Source organism: Tistrella arctica (assembly GCF_039630945.1).
Classification (GTDB): domain Bacteria; phylum Pseudomonadota; class Alphaproteobacteria; order Tistrellales; family Tistrellaceae; genus Tistrella; species Tistrella bauzanensis.
The window spans coordinates 242274-262047 of sequence record NZ_JBBKTV010000003.1 but is presented as its reverse complement, the minus strand read 5'-3'; the positions used below and the strand labels follow the sequence as shown (position 1 = coordinate 262047).

At 67.6% G+C, this 19774-nt stretch carries 23 protein-coding genes; 12 read left to right on the top strand and 11 right to left on the bottom strand.

Annotation, left to right across the window (positions count from 1 at the left end; genetic code table 11):
- Window positions 1-12: 12 nt before the first annotated feature.
- Both WG924_RS08085 and WG924_RS08080 read right to left on the bottom strand, forming a co-directional pair.
- On the bottom strand, window positions 13-375 hold the full coding sequence (locus tag WG924_RS08085; protein ID WP_345932507.1) for a TM2 domain-containing protein: 363 nt from the start codon (window positions 373-375) through the stop codon (window positions 13-15).
- A 184-nt stretch (window positions 376-559) separates the two neighbouring features.
- Entirely contained in the window at window positions 560-1678 is a 1119-nt protein-coding gene (locus WG924_RS08080; RefSeq protein ID WP_345932506.1) for an NAD(P)H-dependent flavin oxidoreductase, read from the bottom strand.
- Between the two features lie 145 nt (window positions 1679-1823).
- On the opposite strand from WG924_RS08080, the gene WG924_RS08075 reads away from it, so the two are divergent.
- Entirely contained in the window at window positions 1824-2741 is a 918-nt protein-coding gene (locus WG924_RS08075; RefSeq protein ID WP_345932505.1) for a LysR family transcriptional regulator, read from the top strand.
- Here WG924_RS08075 and WG924_RS08070 read toward each other — a convergent pair.
- Complete coding sequence (locus WG924_RS08070) at window positions 2722-3423, bottom strand: alpha/beta hydrolase (protein WP_345932504.1); 702 nt, start codon at window positions 3421-3423, stop codon at window positions 2722-2724. The genes WG924_RS08075 and WG924_RS08070 overlap by 20 nt on opposite strands.
- Before the next feature lie 4 nt (window positions 3424-3427).
- Window positions 3428-4195 (bottom strand): alpha/beta hydrolase, encoded by a 768-nt coding sequence (locus WG924_RS08065; RefSeq protein WP_345932503.1) that lies wholly within the window; start codon window positions 4193-4195, stop codon window positions 3428-3430.
- Window positions 4196-4319: 124 nt separating this feature from the next.
- On the opposite strand from WG924_RS08065, the gene WG924_RS08060 reads away from it, so the two are divergent.
- The gene (locus WG924_RS08060) at window positions 4320-4751 is read left to right on the top strand and encodes a nuclear transport factor 2 family protein (protein ID WP_345932502.1); all 432 of its coding nucleotides are present in this window, start codon (window positions 4320-4322) and stop codon (window positions 4749-4751) included.
- Between the two features lie 108 nt (window positions 4752-4859).
- On the opposite strand, the gene WG924_RS08055 is transcribed toward WG924_RS08060, so the two are convergent.
- Window positions 4860-5099 (bottom strand): SDR family oxidoreductase, encoded by a 240-nt coding sequence (locus WG924_RS08055; protein ID WP_345932501.1) that lies wholly within the window; start codon window positions 5097-5099, stop codon window positions 4860-4862.
- 143 nt (window positions 5100-5242) lie between these two features.
- Here WG924_RS08055 and WG924_RS08050 point away from each other — a divergent pair, with 143 nt between their 5' ends.
- Window positions 5243-5971, top strand: coding sequence for a MarC family protein (locus tag WG924_RS08050; protein ID WP_345932500.1), 729 nt, complete (start codon window positions 5243-5245; stop codon window positions 5969-5971).
- 386 nt (window positions 5972-6357) lie between these two features.
- On the opposite strand, the gene WG924_RS08045 is transcribed toward WG924_RS08050, so the two are convergent.
- From WG924_RS08045 to WG924_RS08030, 4 genes are all read right to left on the bottom strand, one after another.
- Window positions 6358-6897, bottom strand: coding sequence for an acyl-CoA thioesterase (locus WG924_RS08045; RefSeq protein ID WP_345932499.1), 540 nt, complete (start codon window positions 6895-6897; stop codon window positions 6358-6360).
- Window positions 6898-6988: 91 nt separating this feature from the next.
- Window positions 6989-7579, bottom strand: a complete 591-nt coding sequence (locus WG924_RS08040) for an ActR/PrrA/RegA family redox response regulator transcription factor (RefSeq protein ID WP_345932498.1) — start codon at window positions 7577-7579, stop codon at window positions 6989-6991.
- A 49-nt stretch (window positions 7580-7628) separates the two neighbouring features.
- Window positions 7629-9014: an ActS/PrrB/RegB family redox-sensitive histidine kinase gene (locus WG924_RS08035; protein ID WP_345932497.1), complete on the bottom strand. Its 1386-nt coding sequence runs from the start codon at window positions 9012-9014 to the stop codon at window positions 7629-7631.
- Window positions 9011-9514 (bottom strand): class I SAM-dependent methyltransferase, encoded by a 504-nt coding sequence (locus WG924_RS08030; RefSeq protein ID WP_345932496.1) that lies wholly within the window; start codon window positions 9512-9514, stop codon window positions 9011-9013. Before WG924_RS08030 ends, WG924_RS08035 begins: the two co-directional genes overlap by 4 nt.
- Window positions 9515-9683: 169 nt before the next feature.
- On the opposite strand from WG924_RS08030, the gene WG924_RS08025 reads away from it, so the two are divergent.
- The 9 genes from WG924_RS08025 (at window position 9684) to WG924_RS07985 (ending at window position 17874) form a co-directional block, all read left to right on the top strand.
- Entirely contained in the window at window positions 9684-10418 is a 735-nt protein-coding gene (locus WG924_RS08025) for an ABC transporter ATP-binding protein (protein WP_345932495.1), read from the top strand.
- Window positions 10415-11290: an ABC transporter permease gene (locus WG924_RS08020; RefSeq protein ID WP_345932494.1), complete on the top strand. Its 876-nt coding sequence runs from the start codon at window positions 10415-10417 to the stop codon at window positions 11288-11290. Before WG924_RS08025 ends, WG924_RS08020 begins: the two co-directional genes overlap by 4 nt.
- Window positions 11291-11496: 206 nt before the next feature.
- Window positions 11497-12552: an ABC transporter substrate-binding protein gene (locus WG924_RS08015; RefSeq protein WP_372044885.1), complete on the top strand. Its 1056-nt coding sequence runs from the start codon at window positions 11497-11499 to the stop codon at window positions 12550-12552.
- 150 nt (window positions 12553-12702) lie between these two features.
- Entirely contained in the window at window positions 12703-13773 is a 1071-nt protein-coding gene (locus tag WG924_RS08010) for an ABC transporter ATP-binding protein (RefSeq protein ID WP_345932493.1), read from the top strand.
- Window positions 13707-14975 (top strand): ABC transporter permease, encoded by a 1269-nt coding sequence (locus tag WG924_RS08005; RefSeq protein WP_372044886.1) that lies wholly within the window; start codon window positions 13707-13709, stop codon window positions 14973-14975. The genes WG924_RS08010 and WG924_RS08005 overlap by 67 nt, the downstream gene beginning before the upstream one ends.
- 4 nt (window positions 14976-14979) lie before the next feature.
- Window positions 14980-15762 carry an ABC transporter permease gene (locus WG924_RS08000; RefSeq protein WP_188577662.1) on the top strand — a complete coding sequence of 261 codons (783 nt, stop codon included), beginning with the start codon at window positions 14980-14982 and terminating at the stop codon, window positions 15760-15762.
- Between the two features lie 20 nt (window positions 15763-15782).
- Entirely contained in the window at window positions 15783-16127 is a 345-nt protein-coding gene (locus WG924_RS07995; protein ID WP_345932491.1) for a cupin domain-containing protein, read from the top strand.
- 171 nt (window positions 16128-16298) lie between these two features.
- Window positions 16299-16628 (top strand): helix-turn-helix domain-containing protein, encoded by a 330-nt coding sequence (locus WG924_RS07990; protein ID WP_345932490.1) that lies wholly within the window; start codon window positions 16299-16301, stop codon window positions 16626-16628.
- Window positions 16603-17874: a type II toxin-antitoxin system HipA family toxin gene (locus tag WG924_RS07985; protein WP_345932489.1), complete on the top strand. Its 1272-nt coding sequence runs from the start codon at window positions 16603-16605 to the stop codon at window positions 17872-17874. Before WG924_RS07990 ends, WG924_RS07985 begins: the two co-directional genes overlap by 26 nt.
- 187 nt (window positions 17875-18061) lie before the next feature.
- Here the strand turns inward: WG924_RS07985 and WG924_RS07980 are convergent.
- Both WG924_RS07980 and WG924_RS07975 read right to left on the bottom strand, forming a co-directional pair.
- Window positions 18062-18887, bottom strand: a protein-coding gene (locus WG924_RS07980; RefSeq protein WP_345932488.1) for an IS5 family transposase whose coding sequence is annotated in 2 segments (ribosomal slippage) — window positions 18062-18433 and window positions 18435-18887 — 825 coding nt in all. Because the reading frame shifts where the segments join, the coding sequence is not laid out codon by codon here.
- Between the two features lie 197 nt (window positions 18888-19084).
- On the bottom strand, window positions 19085-19765 hold the full coding sequence (locus WG924_RS07975; protein ID WP_345932487.1) for an iron-containing redox enzyme family protein: 681 nt from the start codon (window positions 19763-19765) through the stop codon (window positions 19085-19087).
- Window positions 19766-19774: the final 9 nt, after the last annotated feature.

The following is a 19774-nucleotide window of genomic DNA, read 5'->3' as shown; positions in this document are numbered from 1 at the left end:
GGCTCAAGCGGATCAAGTGGTCAGGCGGCGGATCAGTTCCTCGTTGCGCCGACGGACGATGACCGGGATCAGGAACAGATCCAGCAGCAGCCACAGGAACAGCAGGATGAAGCCGATATAGCCGATGAACACCACGGCCAGCAGGGTGCTGACACCGTTCAACGCCAGCATCAGCAGACCGCTGACCCAGGCCCCCAGATACATCCGGTGCACGCCGAACACGCCGAGGAAGAACCACAGCAGATAGGCGATCAGCAGGCTCTTCTTCTCGTTGTCATAGCGCATCATCATGGCGCTGCGGTCCTGGCCGCTCCAGGCGCCGTCGCCGGAGGCTCCGCGTGGCCGGTCGCCCAGGAAATCCTCGTCTCTGCTCATTGCGACAGTCCTGCCTTCCTGCGGTTCCCTCGGGCCACCGGCCGCGTGGATGCGACCGGCCTATGTTTCACATGGAACCATGCGGGGCGCGATGCCGCAACCATGCTGCCCGACATGGGACAGTTGCGTCAGGCGACGGCCGTTGGTCATGCCGGCACTACCAGTATGGCCGGTGCGACCAGCGCTAGCGCGTGCCGGGCCTGCGGGTCAGGGCGGCGCGCATCTCGCGGCCCAGGGCGGCCACCAGCTCTGCCACGGCAATACCATCCAGGCGTACCAGCCCGGCGCCGGCACCCGCCCAGTATGCCTGCGCCTCGGGCACTCCCGCCGCATCGGCCGCGGCCCGGATCGGTCTGGTCAGGCCATGCTGGGCCGGGAAGGCCGCCAGCGCCGCCGGCTCGGGCGGTATGGCCTCGCCCGCCGACAGCAGCTTGCGGGCATAGCGGCCGGTATAGCTGCGGGTCAGCACGGTCATGGCGCCACCCGCCCGGGCGGATGCCTGCAGCAACTGGCGATGACCGGGTTTGGTGCCGGCCTCGGCCGTGGCCATGAAGGCGGTGCCGAGCTGGGCGCCGGCGGCACCCAGCGCCAGCGCCGCCGCCACGCCGCGCCCGGTCATGATGCCGCCGGCGGCGATCAGCGTCATGCCCGCCGCCTCGGCCTCGGGCGCCATCGCCTCGATCAGCGACGCCCAGCTCTGCGACGGCGGCGGACCGTCGGCCGAGAACATGCCGCTATGGCCGCCGGCCTCGGCGCCCTGAATGCAGATCATGTCGATGCCGGCCGCGATCAGCCGGCGGACCTCGTCGGCGGTGGTGGCCGTGCCGATCAGGGCGATGCCGCGGCGCCGGGCCTCTTCCACCAGCCCGGCCGGCGGCAGGCCCATGGTGAAGCTGAGTGCCGCAGGGGCCTCGTTCAGCACCGCCTGGATCTGGGGGCCAAGCGGCGGTGCGGCGTCCGACACGTCGTCGGGCAGGTCGGCGCCGACCCGTGCGGCCAGCGGCGCCAGGGCGGCACGGGCGGCGGCGATCTCGGGCGCCGTGGCGGTGCGGCCCTGATGGAAGAACAGATTGACCGCGAATGGCCGGTCGGTGAGGGCGCGGATCGCGCGGATCGCCGCCGGCAGATCCTGTGCCGGGGTGTAGGCCGCGCCCAGCGCGCCCAGCACGCCGGCATTGCTGGCCCCGGCAACCAGTTCGGCCGTGGTCGGCCCGCCGGCCATCGGCGCCTGGATGACCGGCAGGGTCAGCCCGAAGCGGCGGGTGAGCGCGGTATCGACAATGGCGTTGGGCGGCGTGGTCATGGCGGCAACCTCGGACGGGTGAAGGGCAGGGCAGGGTGAAACACCGGGCCCTGTCGATCATGGGTCCGGTCACGCTTGCACGCCAGCGACAATCGGTCGATGCTGCTTGCAGATATGGTGCAAACAGCCTGAACGGACGACCTGCATGGATCTGGTGGATCTGGCGGCGGTGAAGGCCGTCGCGGAACTGGGCGGTGCCAGCGCCGCCGCCGAGCGGCTGAACTGCGTGCCATCGGCGGTGACCGCGCGGATCAAGCGGCTGGAAGCCGATCTGGGCGTGGCGCTGTTCCGGCGCCGGTCGCGGGGGCTGGACGTCACCGATGCCGGCCGTCGGCTGGCGGATTATGCCGACCGGCTGCTGATGCTGGCCGAGGAGGCGCGCCGCGCGGTCAGCCCGGGTGGCGACGGTCATACCGGGCACCGGTCGGCATGGCCGGTGCGGATCGGCACCATGGAGACCATCGCCGCCACCCATCTGCCGCAGATCCTGGCGCGGTTCCGGGCCGGCCCCGCGGGCGGTGGTGTGATCAGCGTGACCGCCGGCACCACCGACGAACTGGTGGCGGCCCTGCTGCGCCACCGGGTGGATGTGGCGCTGATCGCGGGCCCGCTGGACCATCCGGCATTGAGCGCCCGGCCGGTGTGGAGCGAGGATCTGGTGCAACTGCGCGTGGCCGGCACCGACCCGGACGCGCCGTCTGAGGCCGCGTCGGGGCCGCTGCCCCTGATCGGCTTCCGCAGTGGCTGCGCCTATCGTGCCCGGGCCGAACGGCTGCTGCGCGATGCCGGCCGGCTGCCGGTGACGGTGCTGGAACTGGGCACGCTCGACGGCATCATCGGTTGTGTCGCGGCCGGGCTGGGCTTCACCATTCTGCCGGCCAGCATGATCACCGCCGCCAATCTGCCGGCAGGGCTGGAGATCCGCGCCATCGACCATCCGGCAACCCGGGTGCAGGTGCTGGCCGCCTGGCCGCGCGGCCGCAACGAGCCGGCGGCCATGGCCTTCGCCGATGCCGCCGTCCAGGCCGACAGCGACTATCCGTTCAGCCTGGCAGGTGCCTGACAAGGAAAGCCGCCGCTGCCTCGGCACCGGCCTGATCGATGCCATGGGCGAGCCCCGGCCGGCGCAGAACATCGACCGCGATGCCGGCATCCTTCAGCTTCGCGGCGGCATGGCCCGAGGCTTCCACCGGCACCACCGGATCGGCGGCACCATGGATCAGCAGCACCGCCGGGCGCGTGGCCGCCACCGGCACCGGCGGCACCGGCCCCAGCAGCGCGCCGGAAAAACCGACGATCGCCGCCGGCGCCGGGTTGAGCGCCAGCCCCACACCCAGCGCCATCATCGTGCCCTGCGAAAACCCGATCAGCGCCAGCCGGTCGGCCGTGAGGTCGTGGGTTTCCAGCGCCGCCGCCAGGAAACTGCGCAACGGCCCGGCCGACCGGGCGACGCCCGCCGCCATTCTGGCATGGGCGGCGGCCATGTTGGCGGGTTCCCGGCGCAGCAGATCGGGGTCGTAGTCATCGAGCCCGAACCATTGCCGGCCGAAGGGCGACATCTCGCAGGGTTCGGGCGCATCGGGGGCATAGAAGGCGGTGCCGGGCAGGGCCTGGGCAAAGAACGGCGCCAGGCCGATGAGATCCTGGCCGTCGGCGCCATAGCCGTGCAGGAACACGACGACGCGCCGCACCGTGCCATCGGGGGGCAGCAGTTCGGGGCCGGTCAGGCCGGGTTGCGCGGTCATGATATCAGTCTCCGGATGTGACCATGGCCGGATCGGCCGATGGCAGGTGATGGTCGATGAAGCTGGTGGCGGCGGCAAGCCCGGTGAGGTCGACCCTATGATCGAGCCCCGGCCGGGACAGCAGATCGACCGGAAATCCGGCCGCGGCCAGTGTCGCCTGCACATAATGCGCCGCCGCAATGGGCACGATGTCGTCGGCCTGGCCGTGCACGAGCAGAACCGGCGGCAACGATCCGGTCCGCGGCGGCTGAACCGAGACGGCCTGAACCGGCCCCAGCAGCGTGCCCGACAAACCGACCACCGCCGATGGCGCGGGACGCCCGGCCCTGAGCCGGCCCAGCATCAGCGCCAGCGACATCATCTGGCCCTGCGAGAACCCGGCCAGGGCCATGTGGCGGGCATCCAGCCCCAGACGGTCGAGCACCGCATCGATCCGGGCATCCAGCGCCGGGCAGGCCGCGGCCGCGGTGGTGGCCATGCGGGCATGGCCGGCGGCATCCGCGGCCGGCATCGCCGCCGGATCGCCGGCAACGAAGCCCGGCTGGTAGCCTGGGGTGGCGAACCATTGCAGCCCGGCCACGCCATCGGGGCAGAGCTCGGGGCCATCGGGCGTGAAGAAGGCGGCATCGGGCATCCGCCGCGCCATCCGGCGGGCAAAGCCGGCCATCTCGCGGCCATCGCCGCCATAACCGTGGAGCAGAACCACCAGCCGGCGTGCCGGGCCATCGGCGGGCCGCATCAGGGCGGGCAGATCGGATATGGGCAGCGGCATCGGGCGGTCGGGCTCCGTGATCGCGGATTGCGGGCTCACCATCGGCCAAGCCCCGCACCATATGTCAGGATCATCCGCCGCACCGCAACCCCGGACAACCCCGCAGAGGAAGGCCGACCCGCCCATGACCGACGACACCGACAGCCGCCGCCGTGCCGATCTTCAGGCGGTGATGACCGCCCATGCCGCGTTCTATCAGGCCTTCATCGACCGGAATTTCGGTGCCATGACCGCCGCCTGGGCGGCGCGGCTGCCGGTCGCCTGCATCCATCCCGGCTGGGGTGCGCTGGTGGGGCATGAGGCGGTGATGACCAGTTGGCGGGCGATTCTGGCCAATCCCAACGCGCCGGCGGTGACGGTGGACCTGGTCGATCTGGCGGTGCTGGGCGATCTGGCGCGGGTGATCGCCTATGAGCGGATCAACGACGCGGTGCTGATCGCCACCAACCTGCTGGCGCGCGAGGATGGCGCCTGGAAAATGATCCATCATCAATCCGGCCCGACCCCGCCACCCACCGAGTATGCGAGCCCGGTGCCGCCGCACCGGCTGAACTGAGCGTATGGGGCACTGGCCCGTCATGAGCAGTGACCCGAGTTGAGCAGTGACCCGAGTTGAGCACTGGCCCGACGCAGCCTGATCAGGATTGGTCCGGGTGCAGTCGCTTCACCACCCGGGCCGCCAGTTGCGGTGGCGCCAGCCGCGACAGGATCGCGCCCAGCCGGTTGGCCCGTCCCGACACCACCAGCGGCCGGCCGGCGAAGTGGCCTCCAGGCCGATGCGTGCCACCTGCCCGGCGGTCATCAGCAGATCATGGCCACGCGTCGCCAACCCCAGGGCGATCTCGCGGCCAATGCCGCCGCTGGCGCCGGTGACGATAGCGAGGGGCCGGGGCGGTGCGGTCATGGCACGGGCATCCTGTTGGTGACGGGGGCGGAGGTGGGGCGGGTGGTTGCCGTCACCGTCACGGGCGTGACATCGTGGCTCTGATAGGATCTGGTATCAGGCGAACCACGCCATCACGGTCCTGATCACCAAGGGAGCCACCGATGATTGAACTCGCGATCAGCGCCTTCGTCACCCTGTTCGTGATCATCGATCCGGTCGGACTGGCGCCGATGTATGGCGCGCTGACCCGCGACCATGGCGAGGCGGCCCGCCGGCGCATGGCGATCCGCGGCGTGGCGGTGGGCGGGCTGGTGCTGCTGGGCTTTGCGGTGGGTGGCGAGGCGTTGCTGGGCGCGATCGGCGTGTCGCTGGATGCCTTCCGGGTGGCGGGTGGCGTACTGCTGTTTGTGGTGGCCTTCGACATGGTGTTCGAACGCCGCACCGAACGCCGCCGTCGGCAGGTGGAAGCCGCCCACGCCGCCGATATCGGCGCTGGCGCCGCCGCGATGCTGGCGGCGGAAAGCGCCTTCGCGGCGCCGGAGATCATGGATGACGCCCTGACGCATGAACATGAGGACGTCTCGGTCTTCCCACTCGCCATTCCGCTGATCGCCGGCCCCGGCGCGATCACCTCGACCCTGCTGCTGACCACCCGCGCCGGCGGCGACTGGCTGGCGCTGGCGCTGGTTCTGGGCATTCTGGCGCTGGTTCTGGCGCTGACCCTGGGCGCGCTGCTGATCGCCGGGCGCCTGAACCGGCTGCTGGGCGAAACCGCCGCCGCCGTGATCAGCCGGGTGCTCGGCATTCTGCTGGCGGCCCTGGCCGCGCAATTCATCCTCGACGGCGCGGCCGCCCTGGTGCTGGACGTGATCCACCGGGGGGGCGCCTGAACCCGAACGCAGAAATCTGAACCCTGCCGGCCTTGGCCGGGCCGCCGATGGTGCGCCCGGACAATGGTTCCGTGCTGTTGGGGGAGCGCTGACCCACGTCCTGCGCCCGGCTGGGGTCCGGCTTATCGAGGTGGGACCGTCACATGGGCAGGCGGGGCGGTCAAGTCACGCTCCCGCACGGGGAGCGAGCCCCCCCCTTTAATAGCCTGATTTCATTGGCTGAAAAAGCGCGTTTGCGCGAACCTCCCCGATGACTCATTCCATGGCATGCGTGACGCAACATTCAAAAAATTGAACCTTTGAAGTCGCTTGCGAACTGGCTCCGCGAACCTCCCGGGGTTTTTGTGTGGGCTTGGGGTTCGCGGAAGTCCGGGCGGGGTGCGCGGTCAGGCTGCCGGTTCGCGGGTGGCGAAGCGGTTGAGCGACTGGCGGAGGTCTTCGGGCACCTGGGCGGGGCGGCGGGTGGCGCGGTCGATGGCGACGCAGACGCTGTCGCTGTCGGCGATCAACACGCCATTGGCGTAGAGCGCCTGGGGGATGGTGATCGAGCTGCGGCCGATCCGCTGCACGCCGGTGGCGATCATCACCAGCCCCGGATAGCGCAGTTCGGCCTTATAGCCGATGCGCAGTTCCGCCTGGACCATCACGGTCGGGGCTTCCTGGTCGTAGCGGGTGGCGAGGCCGCACAGGTCGAACAGGCGGGTGCGGCCCAGTTCCAGCCAGCGTGCATAGACCGCGTTGTTCACATGGCCCAGCATATCGGTTTCGCCGAAGCGGATGCGTTCGGGGATCCACAGCCGGAAGCGCCCGGCGCCGGGGCCGATCTCCGCCGGGTCGATTGGCGGTGGCACGGTGTCGATCAGCAGGTCGGCGGCGGTATAGGGCGTGCTGGTGTCGGCTGTGGTCGCGGCGTCGGATACGGTCATCGCGGGGCCTCGGCAGTGTTTTGAACCGGCGGGCGCCACAGCTTGTGGTTTAGGCGCCCCGGCCCAGTTTACACAGCGAGGCACATCGGGGCTATTGCGGCGAGCGCTTGGCCAGGATGCGTTGCAGGGTGCGGCGATGCATGTTCAACCGGCGGGCGGTTTCCGAGACATTGCGGTCGCATTGCTCGAACACCCGCTGGATGTGTTCCCAGCGCACCCGGTCGGCCGACATCGGATGATCTGGCGGCGGCGGCAGGCTGCCCGAACGCGACAGCAGGGCACGCTCCAGATCGTCAGGATCGGCGGGCTTGGCCAGATAATCGAGCGCCCCGGCCTTCACCGCCGCGACCGCGGTCGCGATATTGCCATAGCCGGTGAGCATCACGATCCGGGCGTCGGCGCGGGCCTCGCGGATCAGTGGCACCAGATCGAGACCGCTGCCGTCATCGAGTCGCATGTCGAGGACCGCGAAGGCCGGCCTCAGTGTTTGCAGGCAGTCGCGCGCCTCGGCCAGCGAGCCGGCGGCGGTGACGTCGAAGCCGCGTCGCTCCATCGCCCGCGCCAGACGCTGCCGGAAGGCCATGTCGTCATCGAGGATCAGCAGCACCCGGTCTTCGGGGGCGGCGGTCGCCAGATCGATCAGGCCGGCGTCTTCGGCGTCGGCATGTGGGGGCGTGGACATCGACACGGTTTCCTTCCTCAACACCCAAGGTGCCGCCCGGCCGGCGGCCTTAGAACGATACCGGACGGGCGGCACCCTGGCCATGGCCGGCCAGGGCATCGCGCGACCAGCGCATCGCCACCACGGCGCCACCATCGGGCCGGTTGGCGAAGCGCAGATCGGCGCCCGTGCGGGCGAGCAGGGTTTTGGCGATGAACACGCCAAGGCCCATGCGGCCGGCCTCACGCCGGGTCGACATGTAAGGCTCGCCCAGCCAGGGCAGCAATTCCGCCGGAAAGCCCGGCCCGTCATCGCGTACCTCGACCGTGATATAGCGCGGATCGACGCTGAGCCAAAGCGTCACCCGCGCGCGCGCGAACTGCGAGGCGTTCTCGACCAGATTGCCCAGGCCGTGGATCAGCTCGGGCACCGGTGCCGCATCGGGCATCTGCGCGCGGTCGGTGGCCGGGTCGATCTCGACCACGATCTCAGGTCCGGCGGCGCGGCGATATGGGGCCGCGGCGCTTTCCAGCAATTCCGGCAGGCCCAGGCGCTTGAAGGCAGGGCTCGCCGCTTCCGGCGCCCGGGCCAGACGGGCCAGGATCTCGCGGCAGCGGGCACTTTCCGAGACCAGCAGGCCCAGATCCTCGGCATGGGGGCCGTCGCGGCCAAGCTCGCGTTCCAACTCACGCGCGACGATGGCGATGGTGCCGAGCGGCGTGCCCAGCTCATGCGCCGCCGCCGCCGCCAACGCGCCCACCGCCGACAATTGCTGTTCACGCGCCAGCGCCATCTGAGTGGCGGACAGGGCATCGGACATCCGCCGGGCCTCGGCGGCGACGCGCGAGGCATAGACGATCAGGAACAGCAGCCCCAGTACCAGCGCCGCCCAGACGCCCGCCACATAGAGCGGCGGCAGTGCAAGCGGGCCGCCCTCGCCATCCCAGGGCAGCGGCCGGTGCCAGAAGGCCAGCACCGTCACCACCACCAGCGACAGCCCGGCCAGTACCACGGTTGAGCGCAGCGACAGCACGGTGGCGCTGATCGTGGCCGGCGCCACCACCAGCAGCGCGAACGGGTTGACGAGGCCGCCGGTCAGATGCAGCAGCACGCCGAGCTGGGCGATGTCGAAGCCAAGGAACAGGGCCGCCTGACCATCGGACAGCCGGGCATTGGCCGGCCGCGCCAGCGTGGTCGCCAGATTGAGCAGCGCCGACGCCACCACCGCCGACAGGCATTCCAGCATCGGCAGTGGAAATTTCAGCCCCTGCGACACCAGCAGGATCGCCGCCATCTGCCCGGCGATCGCCAGCCAGCGGATGGTGACCAGGGTATGCGCGCGTACCCGGCCGCCATCGGGGGCGGGCGGTGGTGGCGGCGGGCGCACGGCGCCGGGGGGCAGTCCCGCCAGCCCTTTGGCCGCCAGCGATTTGGTGCCGGGGCTTCTGGTGGTCATGCCGCCGCCCCGGCCGCGCGCCGGTAGAGGTGATAGCGGCCGGGCTGGACATCTGCGGGCAGGGCCAGGGCGATGAGGCGCGGATCGGCCAGGGGCTGGTCGGCGGCGACCACGGCGCCGGGCGCCAGCAGGTCGGGCAGCACCGCCGCCACCCGCGCCGCGTTCCGTGCGGTGGCCTCGACATCGCCGCTGCCGATATCGGCATGGGCCAACGCCGCCGGCCGGCCGATGCGGGCCATGGCAACGGGCAGGGTGGCGGCCAGATCGCCCAGGATCAGATGGGCGTCGTCGGGAATGCAGTCGGGATGGGCGGCGACCTGACGCTCGAACACGAAGATGTCGCGGCCGGGCAGAATATGGCGGAGATGGTCGTAGGTGCGGCCGTTGCCCAGGCCCAGTTCCAGCACCGGGCCGTCGAGATCGCCGATCAGGCCGGCGGCGCGGTCGAGGCAGGCACGTTGGGCGGTGAGGCGGCGGATGAAACTGTCGAGGCGGCTCACGGGGCAACTCCGGCTTGTGCGGGGCGGGCGAGGGCGGGCGATCGCGGTGGCGGCCACCGACCATGCTTGACCGGCGACCATGCTTGACCGGCACTGGCGGCCGGATCACCTTCGGTCAGGTCGATGCGCGGCCGATTGCGGGCCGCGCGTTCATCCTGTCCGGGTATCCATGACCGAGATCGTCCTTGCCGTCGAGCATCTGCGCAAGAGCTATGGCCCTGTCGAGGCCGTCGGCGACCTGAATTTCACCGTCGGCGCGGGGGAGACCGTGGCCCTGCTGGGCGGCAATGGTGCCGGCAAGACCACCGCCATGTCGATGATCTTAGGGGTGGTGACCCCCAGCGCCGGGCGGGTGTGGCTGTTCGGCCGCGATGCCACCCGCGACCGCCGCCACGCTCTGCCGCGGATGAATTTCTCGTCGCCCTATGTCGATTTGCCGCACCGGCTGAGCGTGCGCCAGAATCTCGACACCTATGCCCGGCTGTATGGTATCCGCCGGCCCGGGCAGCGGGTGCGCGAGATATCGGCCGCCTTCGACCTGAATGCGCTGCTCGATCGGCCGACAGGGCGGTTGTCGGCCGGGCAGAAGACCCGGGTGTCGCTGGCCAAGGCGATGCTGAACAGCCCGGATCTGCTGCTGCTCGACGAACCCACCGCCTCGCTCGATCCCGATACCGGCGACCGGCTGCGCGGGCTGCTGGAACGGTTCCGAGATCTTTCGGGCGCCGCCATCCTGCTGGCCAGCCACAATATGGGCGAGGTGGAGCGGCTGGCGCATCGGGTGCTGATGATGCGCGCCGGCCGGGTGGTCGATGACGGCACACCGGCCGAGCTGCTGGCGCGTTATGGCCGCTCCAGCCTTGAGGACGTGTTTCTGGACGTTGCCCGCGCGGAGGATGCATGAACACGGAACGTATGGCGAAGCCCACCGCCGCCATGGAAGCGGCGCTTGGCCACACGCCCGAGAGGGTGACCGGCGCGCATGCCTCGATGATGCGCATTCATGCCCTGACCTTGCGGCATCTGCGGCTGTTGTTCGGATCCTGGGCGCGGCTGCTGGAAATCGTCTACTGGCCGACGATGCAGATGCTGCTGTGGGGCCTGATCACCCTGTTCCTGGCCGCGCGGACCGACTGGCTGGCGCAGGCCGCCGGGGTGCTGCTCTCAGGATTGCTGCTGTGGGAGGTACTGTTCCGATCGCAACTGGGCATCAATCTGGCGCTGCTCGAAGAGATCTGGGCGCGCAATCTCGCGACCCTGTTCGTCAGCCCGATCCGACCATGGGAAATGGTCACCGCGATGGTGTCGGTGGCGGCGATCCGGGTGATGATCGGCACGGGCGCCGCGGCGCTGCTGGCCTGGCCGCTGTATCATTTCAACCTGCTGGCGCTGGGCTGGTCGCTGCTGCCCTTCCTGGCGGCGCTGATGATCATGGGCTGGTCGATCGGGCTGATGGTCGCCGGCCTGCTGCTGCGGGTGGGGCTGGGGGCCGAGGGACTGGCCTGGGCGGCGATCTTCGTGCTGCAACCGATCTCGGGCATCTATTACCCGATCGAGGTGCTGCCCGAATGGTTGCAGCCGGTCGCCTGGGCGCTGCCCTCGGCGCATATCTTCGAGGGCATGCGCCAGGTGCTGATCGACGGCAGCACGCCCTGGCGGCATCTGGCGGCGGCCTTCGCGCTGGATGCGGTGCTGGTGGTGGTGGCCGGCTGGACCTTCGCCCGGGCGATCCATGCCGCCCGCCGCGACGGGCGGCTGTTCGGGTCGGGGGAGTAAGGCGCGGACTGGCGGCGGAACCGCCCCTGTGAAGCGCGGGGGCATTCGGGAACACGCCATGAAAATTCTTGCAGTGCCCCCGAAAAGATGCAGCAATTGCGGTCCTTGGGGCCATTCGAGATCACCAAGTCGCCATGGGGAGCGTGGCTGGTGATCCCTGTCCCGAGGGGGGCGAGGCCGAGGGAAGCCAAGGGAGGCTGTTCCTGATGACGACTGCATTTGGAAGACTTGCGACCGGCGGCGTATTTCTGGCGGGGCTGTGCGTCATGGCGGCCCAGCCGTCGATGGCGCGGGATCTGACCGTTGTCTCCTGGGGGGGCAATTATCAGGACGCGCAGCGCGAGATATACTTCAAGCCCTTCTCCGAAAAGACCGGCAAGCCGGTGCTGGACGAGTCGTGGGATGGCGGTTTCGGCGTGCTGCAATCGAAGGTGAAGGCCGGCGCGCCCAACTGGGATGTCGTGCAGGTCGAGGCCGAGGAACTGGCGCTGGGCTGCTCCGACGGGCTGTTCGAGACGATCGACTGGGCGAAGATGGGCGGCAAGGACAAGTACCTGCCCCAGTCCGGCAGCGATTGCGGCGTGGGCGCCATCGTCTGGTCGACGGCGATGGCCTATGATGCCGCCAAGCTGGCCGAGGGCCCGACATCCTGGGCGGATTTCTGGAACGTCGAGAAATTCCCCGGCAAGCGCGGTCTCCGCAAGGGCGCCAAATACACGTTGGAATTCGCCCTGCTCGCCGATGGCGTCGCCAAGGACGAGGTCTATGACGTGCTGTCGACGCCGGAAGGCGTGGACCGCGCGTTCAAGAAGCTGGATGAACTGAGCCCCAACCTGGTCTGGTGGGAAGCGGGCGCCCAGCCGCTGCAACTGCTGGCATCGGGCGAAGTGGCGATGACCTCGGCCTATAACGGCCGCATCACCGCGATCAACAAGAGCGAGGACCGCAAGTTCAAGGTGGTCTGGCCGGGCAGCATCTATGCGATCGATAGCTGGGTGGTGCTGAAGGATGCCGAGAATGCGGCGGCGGGCCAGGATTTCATCGCCTTCGCCAGCACGCCCGACAACATGATCAAGCTGCCGGCGGCGATTGCCTATGGCCTGCCCAACACCGAGGCGGCGGCCAGGGTCGACCCGCAATATGCCGCCGACCTGCCGACGGCGGAGGCCAACATCACCGATGCCATCCCGCTCGACGTCGATTTCTGGATCGACAATTCCGAGGAACTGACCCGGCGCTTCAACGCCTGGCTGGCACGCTGATCCGCCGGAGCGGTTTGCCAGGGCGGCTTGCCCGGGCGGTTTGATGACCATCGTTACCCGATCAGGTGGTGCCGCCTGATCGGGGCTTCCCCCGCACGACCATCCGCCCGCCTCCGCCGCCCGATCACGAGGTTCCGTTGGAGGACGCCGTTGGCCAATCTTCGTATCCGTTTCGACCGGATCAGCAAATCCTATGGCAATCTGCGGGTGGTCGACGATCTGTCGCTCGACATCGCCGAGGGTGAATTCGTCAGCCTGCTGGGGCCATCGGGCTCGGGCAAGACCACATTGCTGATGATGCTGGCCGGGTTCGAACAGCCGAGTTCCGGCACGATCCTGATCGACGGCCAGCCGATCAACGATCTGCCGGCGCACCGGCGCGACATGGGCGTGGTCTTCCAGAGCTATGCCCTGTTCCCGCATATGACCGTGGCGGAAAACGTCGCCTTCCCGCTTCAGATGCGCGGCACCGGCCGGGCGGAGATCCGCGAGCGGGTGGCCCGGGTGCTGGACATGGTGCAGTTGCAGACGCTGAGCGATCGCCGGCCGGCGCAATTGTCGGGTGGTCAGCAGCAGCGGGTGGCGCTGGCCCGGGCCCTGGTGTTCGAGCCCCGGGTGGTGCTGATGGACGAGCCGCTGGGCGCGCTGGACAAACAATTGCGCGAACAGATGCAGTTGGACATCCGCGCCCTGCACAACCGGCTTGGCCTGACCATCGTTTTCGTCACCCACGACCAGTCGGAAGCGCTGACCATGTCGGACCGGATCGCGGTGTTCAACCGCGGCCGGATCGCCCAGATCGGCAGTCCGCGCGCGATTTACGACGAGCCGCGCAGCCGTTTCGTGGCCGAATTCATCGGCGAGACCAATCTTGTCGAAGGCACGGTCGAGGCGGCCGGCGCCACCGAGGCGCGCATCGCCCTGGCATCGGGTGGCCATGTGACGGCCGCGATCGCCGATCCGGTTTCGGCCGGCCAGCCGGTGCTGCTGTCGATCCGGCCCGAGCGGATCGAGCTTGCCGACCAGCCGGCGCCGACCGGCAACACGCTTGCGGCACGGGTCACCGACTGCATCTATCAGGGCGACCATCTGCGGGTGCAGCTTGATGGCGGCGGCCATGGCTTCACGGTGCGCCTGGATCGCAAATCGCGCGAATGGCAGCCGGGCGCGCAGGTCCATGCGACCTTCCAGCCGGCCGATTGCCGGGTGATCGCGCCATGAGCGGCGGGCGACCCAAGATCGCCGGCGCCGGTCTGCTGATCGCGCCCCTGCTGCTGTTCCTGGCGGTATTCTTCGTCTGGCCGCTGGTGACGATGATGTCGCAGGCGGTGTCGGACCCGGCGGTGCTGCGCATTCTGCCGCGCACGGCGGATGCTGCCGCCGGCTGGGATGGCCAGTCGCCGCCGACGCCGGCCATGCAGGCGGCGATCGTCGCCGATCTGGCGGCGGCGACCGATACCCAGGCGGTGGGCGACATGGTCCGGCGGCTGAACAGCGCCCAATCTGGCTTCCGCACCCTGATGTCGAAAACCATCGGCGCCGTGCAGGACGGCACGCTGACGGTGGCCGACGAGGCCACGGGCGGCACGGTGCCCGATCTTGCCGCCATTGACCGGCGCTGGGACCAGCCGCGCTACTGGCGGGCGATCGCCGGCGCGCTCACGCCCTATACCGACCGCAACCTGCTGGCCGCCGTCGATCTGGTCCGCGATCCGGCGGGTGAGATCGTCTCGATGCCGGATGAAGCCTCGGCCAACCGGGTGATCATGCTGCGCACCTTCTGGATCGCGGCCCTGGTCACGATGGCCTGCGCGGTGATCGGCTATCCTTACGCGATGCTGATCGCCGCCGCCGAGGGCTGGCGGCGCAACCTGCTGCTGGCGGCGGTGCTGCTGCCGCTGTGGACATCGCTGCTGGTGCGCACCGCCGCGTGGTTCGTGATCCTGCAGGAAAACGGCTTGATCAACGACACGCTGCAAAGCCTGGGGCTGATCAGCGAACCGCTGCCGTTGATCTTCAACCGGCTGGGCGTGGTGATCGCGATGACCCATGTGCTGCTGCCATTCATGGTGCTGCCGATCTATAGCGTGCTGCTGTCGATTCCGAAGAATCTGGTGCCGGCGGCGCAATCGCTGGGCGCCAATCCGTTCAGGGCCTTCGTGAGAGTTGTGCTGCCGCTCAGCGCCCGGGGCCTGGCATCGGGCGCGTTGCTCGTGTTCATGACCGCCATCGGCTATTACATCACCCCGGCGCTGATCGGCGGCCCGAGCGACCAGATGATCAGCTCGGTCATCGCCTTCTATGCCACCGGATCGGCCAATTGGGGCATGGCGGGGGCTCTGGGGCTGGTGCTGCTGGTGGTGACCATCCTGCTCTATGCCGTCTATGGCCGTCTGTCGGCCGAACAGCCGGGGAGGGCGTAAGGTCATGCCCGCACCGATCCGGTTCCTGTTCGCTGTGGCGGTGGTGGTGTTCCTGATCGCACCGCTGATTGCCATCCTGCCGCTGGCCTTCACCTCCAGCGTCTTCCTGTCCTATCCGATCCCCGCCTTCTCGACCCGCTGGTTCGACGAACTGGTGACCGCGGCGGCGTGGCAACGGTCGATCGTCAACAGCCTGATCATCGGCGGCGGCGCCACACTGCTTGCAACCGTGCTCGGCACCGCCGCGTCGCTGGGCCTGCGCAACCGTCATCTGCCGCTGGCGGGGGTGGCGCGCACCCTGTTCCTGCTGCCGATGGTGGTGCCGGCGGTGGTGCTGGGGGTGGGCATGCAGGTGCTGTTCGTGCGGCTTGGCATCGCCAGCAGCTATATCGGCGTGATCATCGCCCATGCGGTGGTGGCGATGCCGTTCGTGGTGGTCAGCGTGACCGGCGCGCTGTCCGGCATCGATCGCCGGGTGGAACGCGCGGCCCAGAGCCTGGGCGCCACACCGCTGACGGTGTTCCGCCGGGTGACCTTGCCGCTGGCCCTGCCGGGTGTGCTGTCGGGGGCGGTGCTGGCCTTCGCCACCTCGCTCGACGAGGTGGTGCTGACCCTGTTCGTCGCCGGCCCCAATCAACGCACCCTGGCCCGGCAGATGTTTTCGACCATCCGCGAGAACATCAGCCCGGCGATCGCCGCCGCCGCCTTCCTGTTCATCGTGGGCACGGTCGCGGTGGCCCTGATCCTGTTCCTGATGAAGCGGCGCGGCCCTGCCGCCGCGCGCTGACCGATCGAAAGCCAGCCCTCATGACGCGGTTCTTCACGATGCAGACCGGTGATATGCCGCCGGAGGAGTCCGCTCCCAACCCGGACGCGGTGATCTCGGGCGCCCCCCGGTTCAAACTCTGGGCGCTCGAAGATCTGAGCGACGGCGTCTCGGCCGGTATCTGGGAGGCGACCCCCGGCACATGGCGCTTCACCAGCGACCACTGGGAATATTGCCGCATCCTCGCCGGTCGCTCGGTGATCACCGAAGATGGCGGCACCCCCCGCGAGGTGAAAGCCGGCGACAGCTTCATCCTGCGCGCCGGCTTCACCGGGACATGGTCGGTGATCGAGACCACGCGCAAGGATTATGTGGCGCGGGATTGACGGCGATCCTGATCAGGGAGGTGTGGCGTGCTTTTGTCGGTCATATGATATGTTTACAGATCTTTTTCACGATAATGATCTGTAAAGGCATCATGCAGACGTGACCTGATCTCACGACAAGGATATCGTTGCAGATCAGATCATGCGGACGTCACAGTTCCGGGGCGCTTGATGCGATCATCATCGGACATGCTCCGTGACATCGGCCGACGCCTCGGCGCGGCAAGGATGGATGCGGGGCTGACACAGGAACAGGTTGCCGAACTGGCCGGCATATCGCGCCCTCGGTATCGCGATATCGAAAAGGGCACTGCGGCAGCGCGTGCCACGACGCTGGTCAACATCGCGCGCGCGCTCGGGCTGGAAATGATGCTGGTTCCGCAGGCCATGGTTCCCGCCGTCGAGGCTTTGATGCGGCCCGATGACGACGATGATCTGCCGGCCTTTGTTGTGCAGGCAGATGATGAGGACGACCATGGCCCGCCATCCTCACGCGCCTGACCCTCACGCCTCTGGCAGGGTCGAGTCGCTGGACGTGTTTCTGAAGATGATCAAGATCGGCACGATCATCAGAACGCCCGGCGATTTCACCGCGTTCAGCTTCGACGCGGCTTATCGTGCAACGGGAGGCTCACCGGTCCTGAGCCTTTCCTTTCGGGCGGCAACAGGGGGGTTGCGGAAAGATCCCAAGCCTCTGGCCGGAGCGCTTCCGGCATTTTTCGCCAACCTGCTGCCAGAGGACAAGTTGCGCACGGCGATGGAAAGATATCATGCCGGTGATGTTCGTCCGGGCAATGATTTCGATCTTCTGGCGGCGCTCGGTGCAGACCTGCCGGGGGCCGTGCGGGTTCTGCCCAGTGGCGGGCCCAAAGCAGTCCGAGGGACGCGCATAGGGACATCGCCCAAAGCACGATTTTCTCTTGCAGGCGTGCAGATGAAACTGTCGGTGATGAAGAACACCGGGAAAGGCGGTGGACTGACAGTTCCGCTGGGGAATGATCAGGGCCAGTATATTGCCAAATTTCCATCCACAACGTTTCCGGGTGTATCCGAAAACGAGTTTGTCAGCCTCGCCCTTGCTGCGGCGATCGGCATGGATGTTCCGGAGCGTGAATTGGTCGAGAAGGCGGATTTCGAGGGAATTCCGGAAGAGCTCGATGTGCGGGCAGATGGCAGGATATTGGTGATCCGGCGCTTCGACCGCGATGCCGATGGCGAGCGAACACATATTGAAGATTTTGCCCAGGTATTCGGCGTCTATCCTTCCCGAAAATATGAGGGCGCCGCCTGTCACGATATCGCGGCCGCCTTGGTAGCGGCAGTCTCGCCTGCCGCGGCGCTGGAATTTGTGCGCCGGCTCGCGCTGGCGGCCGTGACCGGCAATGGCGACATGCATCTGAAGAACTGGTCGTTGATATATCCGGACGATGGCAGCAGGCCAGCGCTTGCCCCGATATATGATGTGTTGTCGACCGTGCCCTACATGCCTGCCGACGCCATGGCGCTTTCGCTCGGCGGAGAGCGGTCGTTCAAGGCGCTGTCGGCACCGCGTTGGAAGGCCTTTGCCAACCGGGCACGGTTACCAGAGGCGGCGGTCATGAAGGCTGTGGTCGACACCGTCGCTCTGGTCAATGCGTGCTGGTGGCGCCTTCCGGAACGGGACGTGGTTCCGGCGTCTGTGATCGAGCGGATCGACGCGCATGTGAGCATGATGACACCGATCCTGATGACATGTGCCGAGCCATAAGCCTGAATGCCGGTGCCTTGTCGGCTCTCTGGGCAGGATAGAATCTTACGGGAAGGTTCATGATGGCGACGCTACGTCGGTGATTCTTGTTTTTCACCTCATATGAGGTAGAAAAACCGGAATTTGCCTTTCGGAGATTTCAATGCTGGCAACCTTGTCCACATATTCTGAGAGTCCGACTCGAAACTCATGATGAACGTGCGAGGCGTCGGATCAGGAGGATGACGGAGGCAGCGTAGAGGAAGGTGGTTGCCGAGGCGACGAACGCCTCGAAGTCCTTGGCGAGGCGTCGGCTACGATTGATCCATGCGAAGAAGCGCTCGACCAGCCAGCGGCGCGGAAGGCTCTGGAAGCCGACCTGACCGGCGATCTTCTTGACCACCTCAATGGCGATGCAGGTCGCGTCCCCGACCCGTCGGGCGTTGTATGCGCTGTCGACGAAGGTCAACTCGATGAAGGCCAACTTGATGAAGGGGAACGAGCGCCGCGAGGCCTGCAGCAGCGGGACAGCGCCATCACGATCCTGGATGTCGGCCGGATGGGCGTGGAGAACCAGCCCCCCGACCGTTGGTGTCGACCATGGCGTGGCGCTTGCGGCCCTTGATCTTCTTGCCCGCGTCATAGCTGGGATCGACGGCCTCGATCGTTTTGACGCCCTGGCTGTTGATTACGGCTGCTGGTGGGTTGGCCTCGCGCCTGACCCGCTCGCGGTCGAGTATGACCAGATGGTGGTTGAGGGCCTCGAACAGGTGCTCGCGGCGAAAGCGCAGGAACCAGCCGTAGACCGTGCTCCCTGGCGGGACGTCCTTCGGCAGCCGACGCCATGCGCAGCCGGCCCGAAGCACGTAGAGGATCGCGTTTATGATCTCGCGCATCGGCCATGCGCGCGGCCGCCCCGTTCTCGCCGGCTGCGGCAGGAACGGCGCGATGATCTCCCATTCACCATCTGTCAGATCGCTTGGGTAAGACAGGTGACCGCGGCTATGCTGCCGCCGGGTGGTCGGCGTCCACATGAGGCTCTCCAGACTGGCTTCGACAACCGTTTGGAATCACATCTGAACCCGGCCATCCACCACTATCATCCGTTTCGAGACAGCCTCTAACAAGCGGCATAAAATCTTGATCGTAGGATGACGAACGGCGCCTATAAAAAGACGCCGCCGCGACAATCTCCCCCAAGTTGTCGCGGCGGCCCCGGGCGTGGCAACGGTCAGTGGCTGATGACGCCGTAATAGAAGTCGTGGAGCTTGGTCCACATCTTCGATCCGGTTTCCACCACCTGCCGGCCTCGCCATTCGAAGTTCGGCGCCTCATGGGCGTATTTGACGATCAGATCCTTGGCGTGGGACGAGTGCTCGATATCGGCCTCGCCATGGACCAGGAACCATTCAAGCGCATGGTCGTCGAGCTGGAAGGTCGGACCCAGCGCGCGATACATCTTCATCGCACTTTCCGAGGTCTGGCTCTCGTTCACATAGATCGACAGGATGCCATAGACGAAATGGTTGTTGCGGCAATGGCCGACCAGATAGGTGACGAAATCCCAGACTTCCGGGGCCACCGGCGTTGCCTTGATTTCCGCGTCCGTGGCGCCCAGCGCGATGGCGAAGCGCTTCATCAGGTTGTAATGGCTCTCGCTGCCATCGGCGATGTCGGTTTCCTCGGCGATCAACTGTTCCATCTCGAAGGCGCGGACGTCCTCGTACCAGGCATTGGCGTGGATACCGCTGTAACAACTGTTCTGAAGATAGACCTGATGATATTTCTGAATTGCCCAGCGCTTCATCTGCTCGCGCGTCACACGGCCGGCTTCGATTTCGGTCACGAAGGAATGGCGGGAATACTTGTTGGCCTGGATGATACGGTCGAACTCTTCGAAGTAGTCGGACATCACTCATTT

Excerpts from the sequence above, each read along its gene's own strand:
- WG924_RS08005 (WP_372044886.1), top strand. The coding sequence starts at position 13,707 with ATGGCAGCCGGGCGCGCAGGTCCATGCGACCTTCCAGCCGGCCGATTG.
- WG924_RS08060 (WP_345932502.1), top strand. The coding sequence starts at position 4,320 with ATGACCGACGACACCGACAGCCGCCGCCGTGCCGATCTTCAGGCGGTG.
- WG924_RS07985 (WP_345932489.1), top strand. The coding sequence starts at position 16,603 with ATGGCCCGCCATCCTCACGCGCCTGACCCTCACGCCTCTGGCAGGGTC.
- WG924_RS08045 (WP_345932499.1), bottom strand. The coding sequence starts at position 6,897 with ATGACCGTATCCGACGCCGCGACCACAGCCGACACCAGCACGCCCTAT.
- WG924_RS08085 (WP_345932507.1), bottom strand. The coding sequence starts at position 375 with ATGAGCAGAGACGAGGATTTCCTGGGCGACCGGCCACGCGGAGCCTCC.
- WG924_RS08050 (WP_345932500.1), top strand. The coding sequence starts at position 5,243 with ATGATTGAACTCGCGATCAGCGCCTTCGTCACCCTGTTCGTGATCATC.
- WG924_RS08035 (WP_345932497.1), bottom strand. The coding sequence starts at position 9,014 with ATGACCACCAGAAGCCCCGGCACCAAATCGCTGGCGGCCAAAGGGCTG.
- WG924_RS07990 (WP_345932490.1), top strand. The coding sequence starts at position 16,299 with ATGCGATCATCATCGGACATGCTCCGTGACATCGGCCGACGCCTCGGC.
- WG924_RS08040 (WP_345932498.1), bottom strand. The coding sequence starts at position 7,579 with ATGTCCACGCCCCCACATGCCGACGCCGAAGACGCCGGCCTGATCGAT.
- WG924_RS07995 (WP_345932491.1), top strand. The coding sequence starts at position 15,783 with ATGACGCGGTTCTTCACGATGCAGACCGGTGATATGCCGCCGGAGGAG.
- WG924_RS08075 (WP_345932505.1), top strand. The coding sequence starts at position 1,824 with ATGGATCTGGTGGATCTGGCGGCGGTGAAGGCCGTCGCGGAACTGGGC.
- WG924_RS08080 (WP_345932506.1), bottom strand. The coding sequence starts at position 1,678 with ATGACCACGCCGCCCAACGCCATTGTCGATACCGCGCTCACCCGCCGC.
- WG924_RS07975 (WP_345932487.1), bottom strand. The coding sequence starts at position 19,765 with ATGTCCGACTACTTCGAAGAGTTCGACCGTATCATCCAGGCCAACAAG.
- WG924_RS08025 (WP_345932495.1), top strand. The coding sequence starts at position 9,684 with ATGACCGAGATCGTCCTTGCCGTCGAGCATCTGCGCAAGAGCTATGGC.
- WG924_RS08055 (WP_345932501.1), bottom strand. The coding sequence starts at position 5,099 with ATGACCGCACCGCCCCGGCCCCTCGCTATCGTCACCGGCGCCAGCGGC.
- WG924_RS08065 (WP_345932503.1), bottom strand. The coding sequence starts at position 4,195 with ATGCCGCTGCCCATATCCGATCTGCCCGCCCTGATGCGGCCCGCCGAT.
- WG924_RS08070 (WP_345932504.1), bottom strand. The coding sequence starts at position 3,423 with ATGACCGCGCAACCCGGCCTGACCGGCCCCGAACTGCTGCCCCCCGAT.
- WG924_RS08015 (WP_372044885.1), top strand. The coding sequence starts at position 11,497 with ATGACGACTGCATTTGGAAGACTTGCGACCGGCGGCGTATTTCTGGCG.
- WG924_RS08000 (WP_188577662.1), top strand. The coding sequence starts at position 14,980 with ATGCCCGCACCGATCCGGTTCCTGTTCGCTGTGGCGGTGGTGGTGTTC.
- WG924_RS08020 (WP_345932494.1), top strand. The coding sequence starts at position 10,415 with ATGAACACGGAACGTATGGCGAAGCCCACCGCCGCCATGGAAGCGGCG.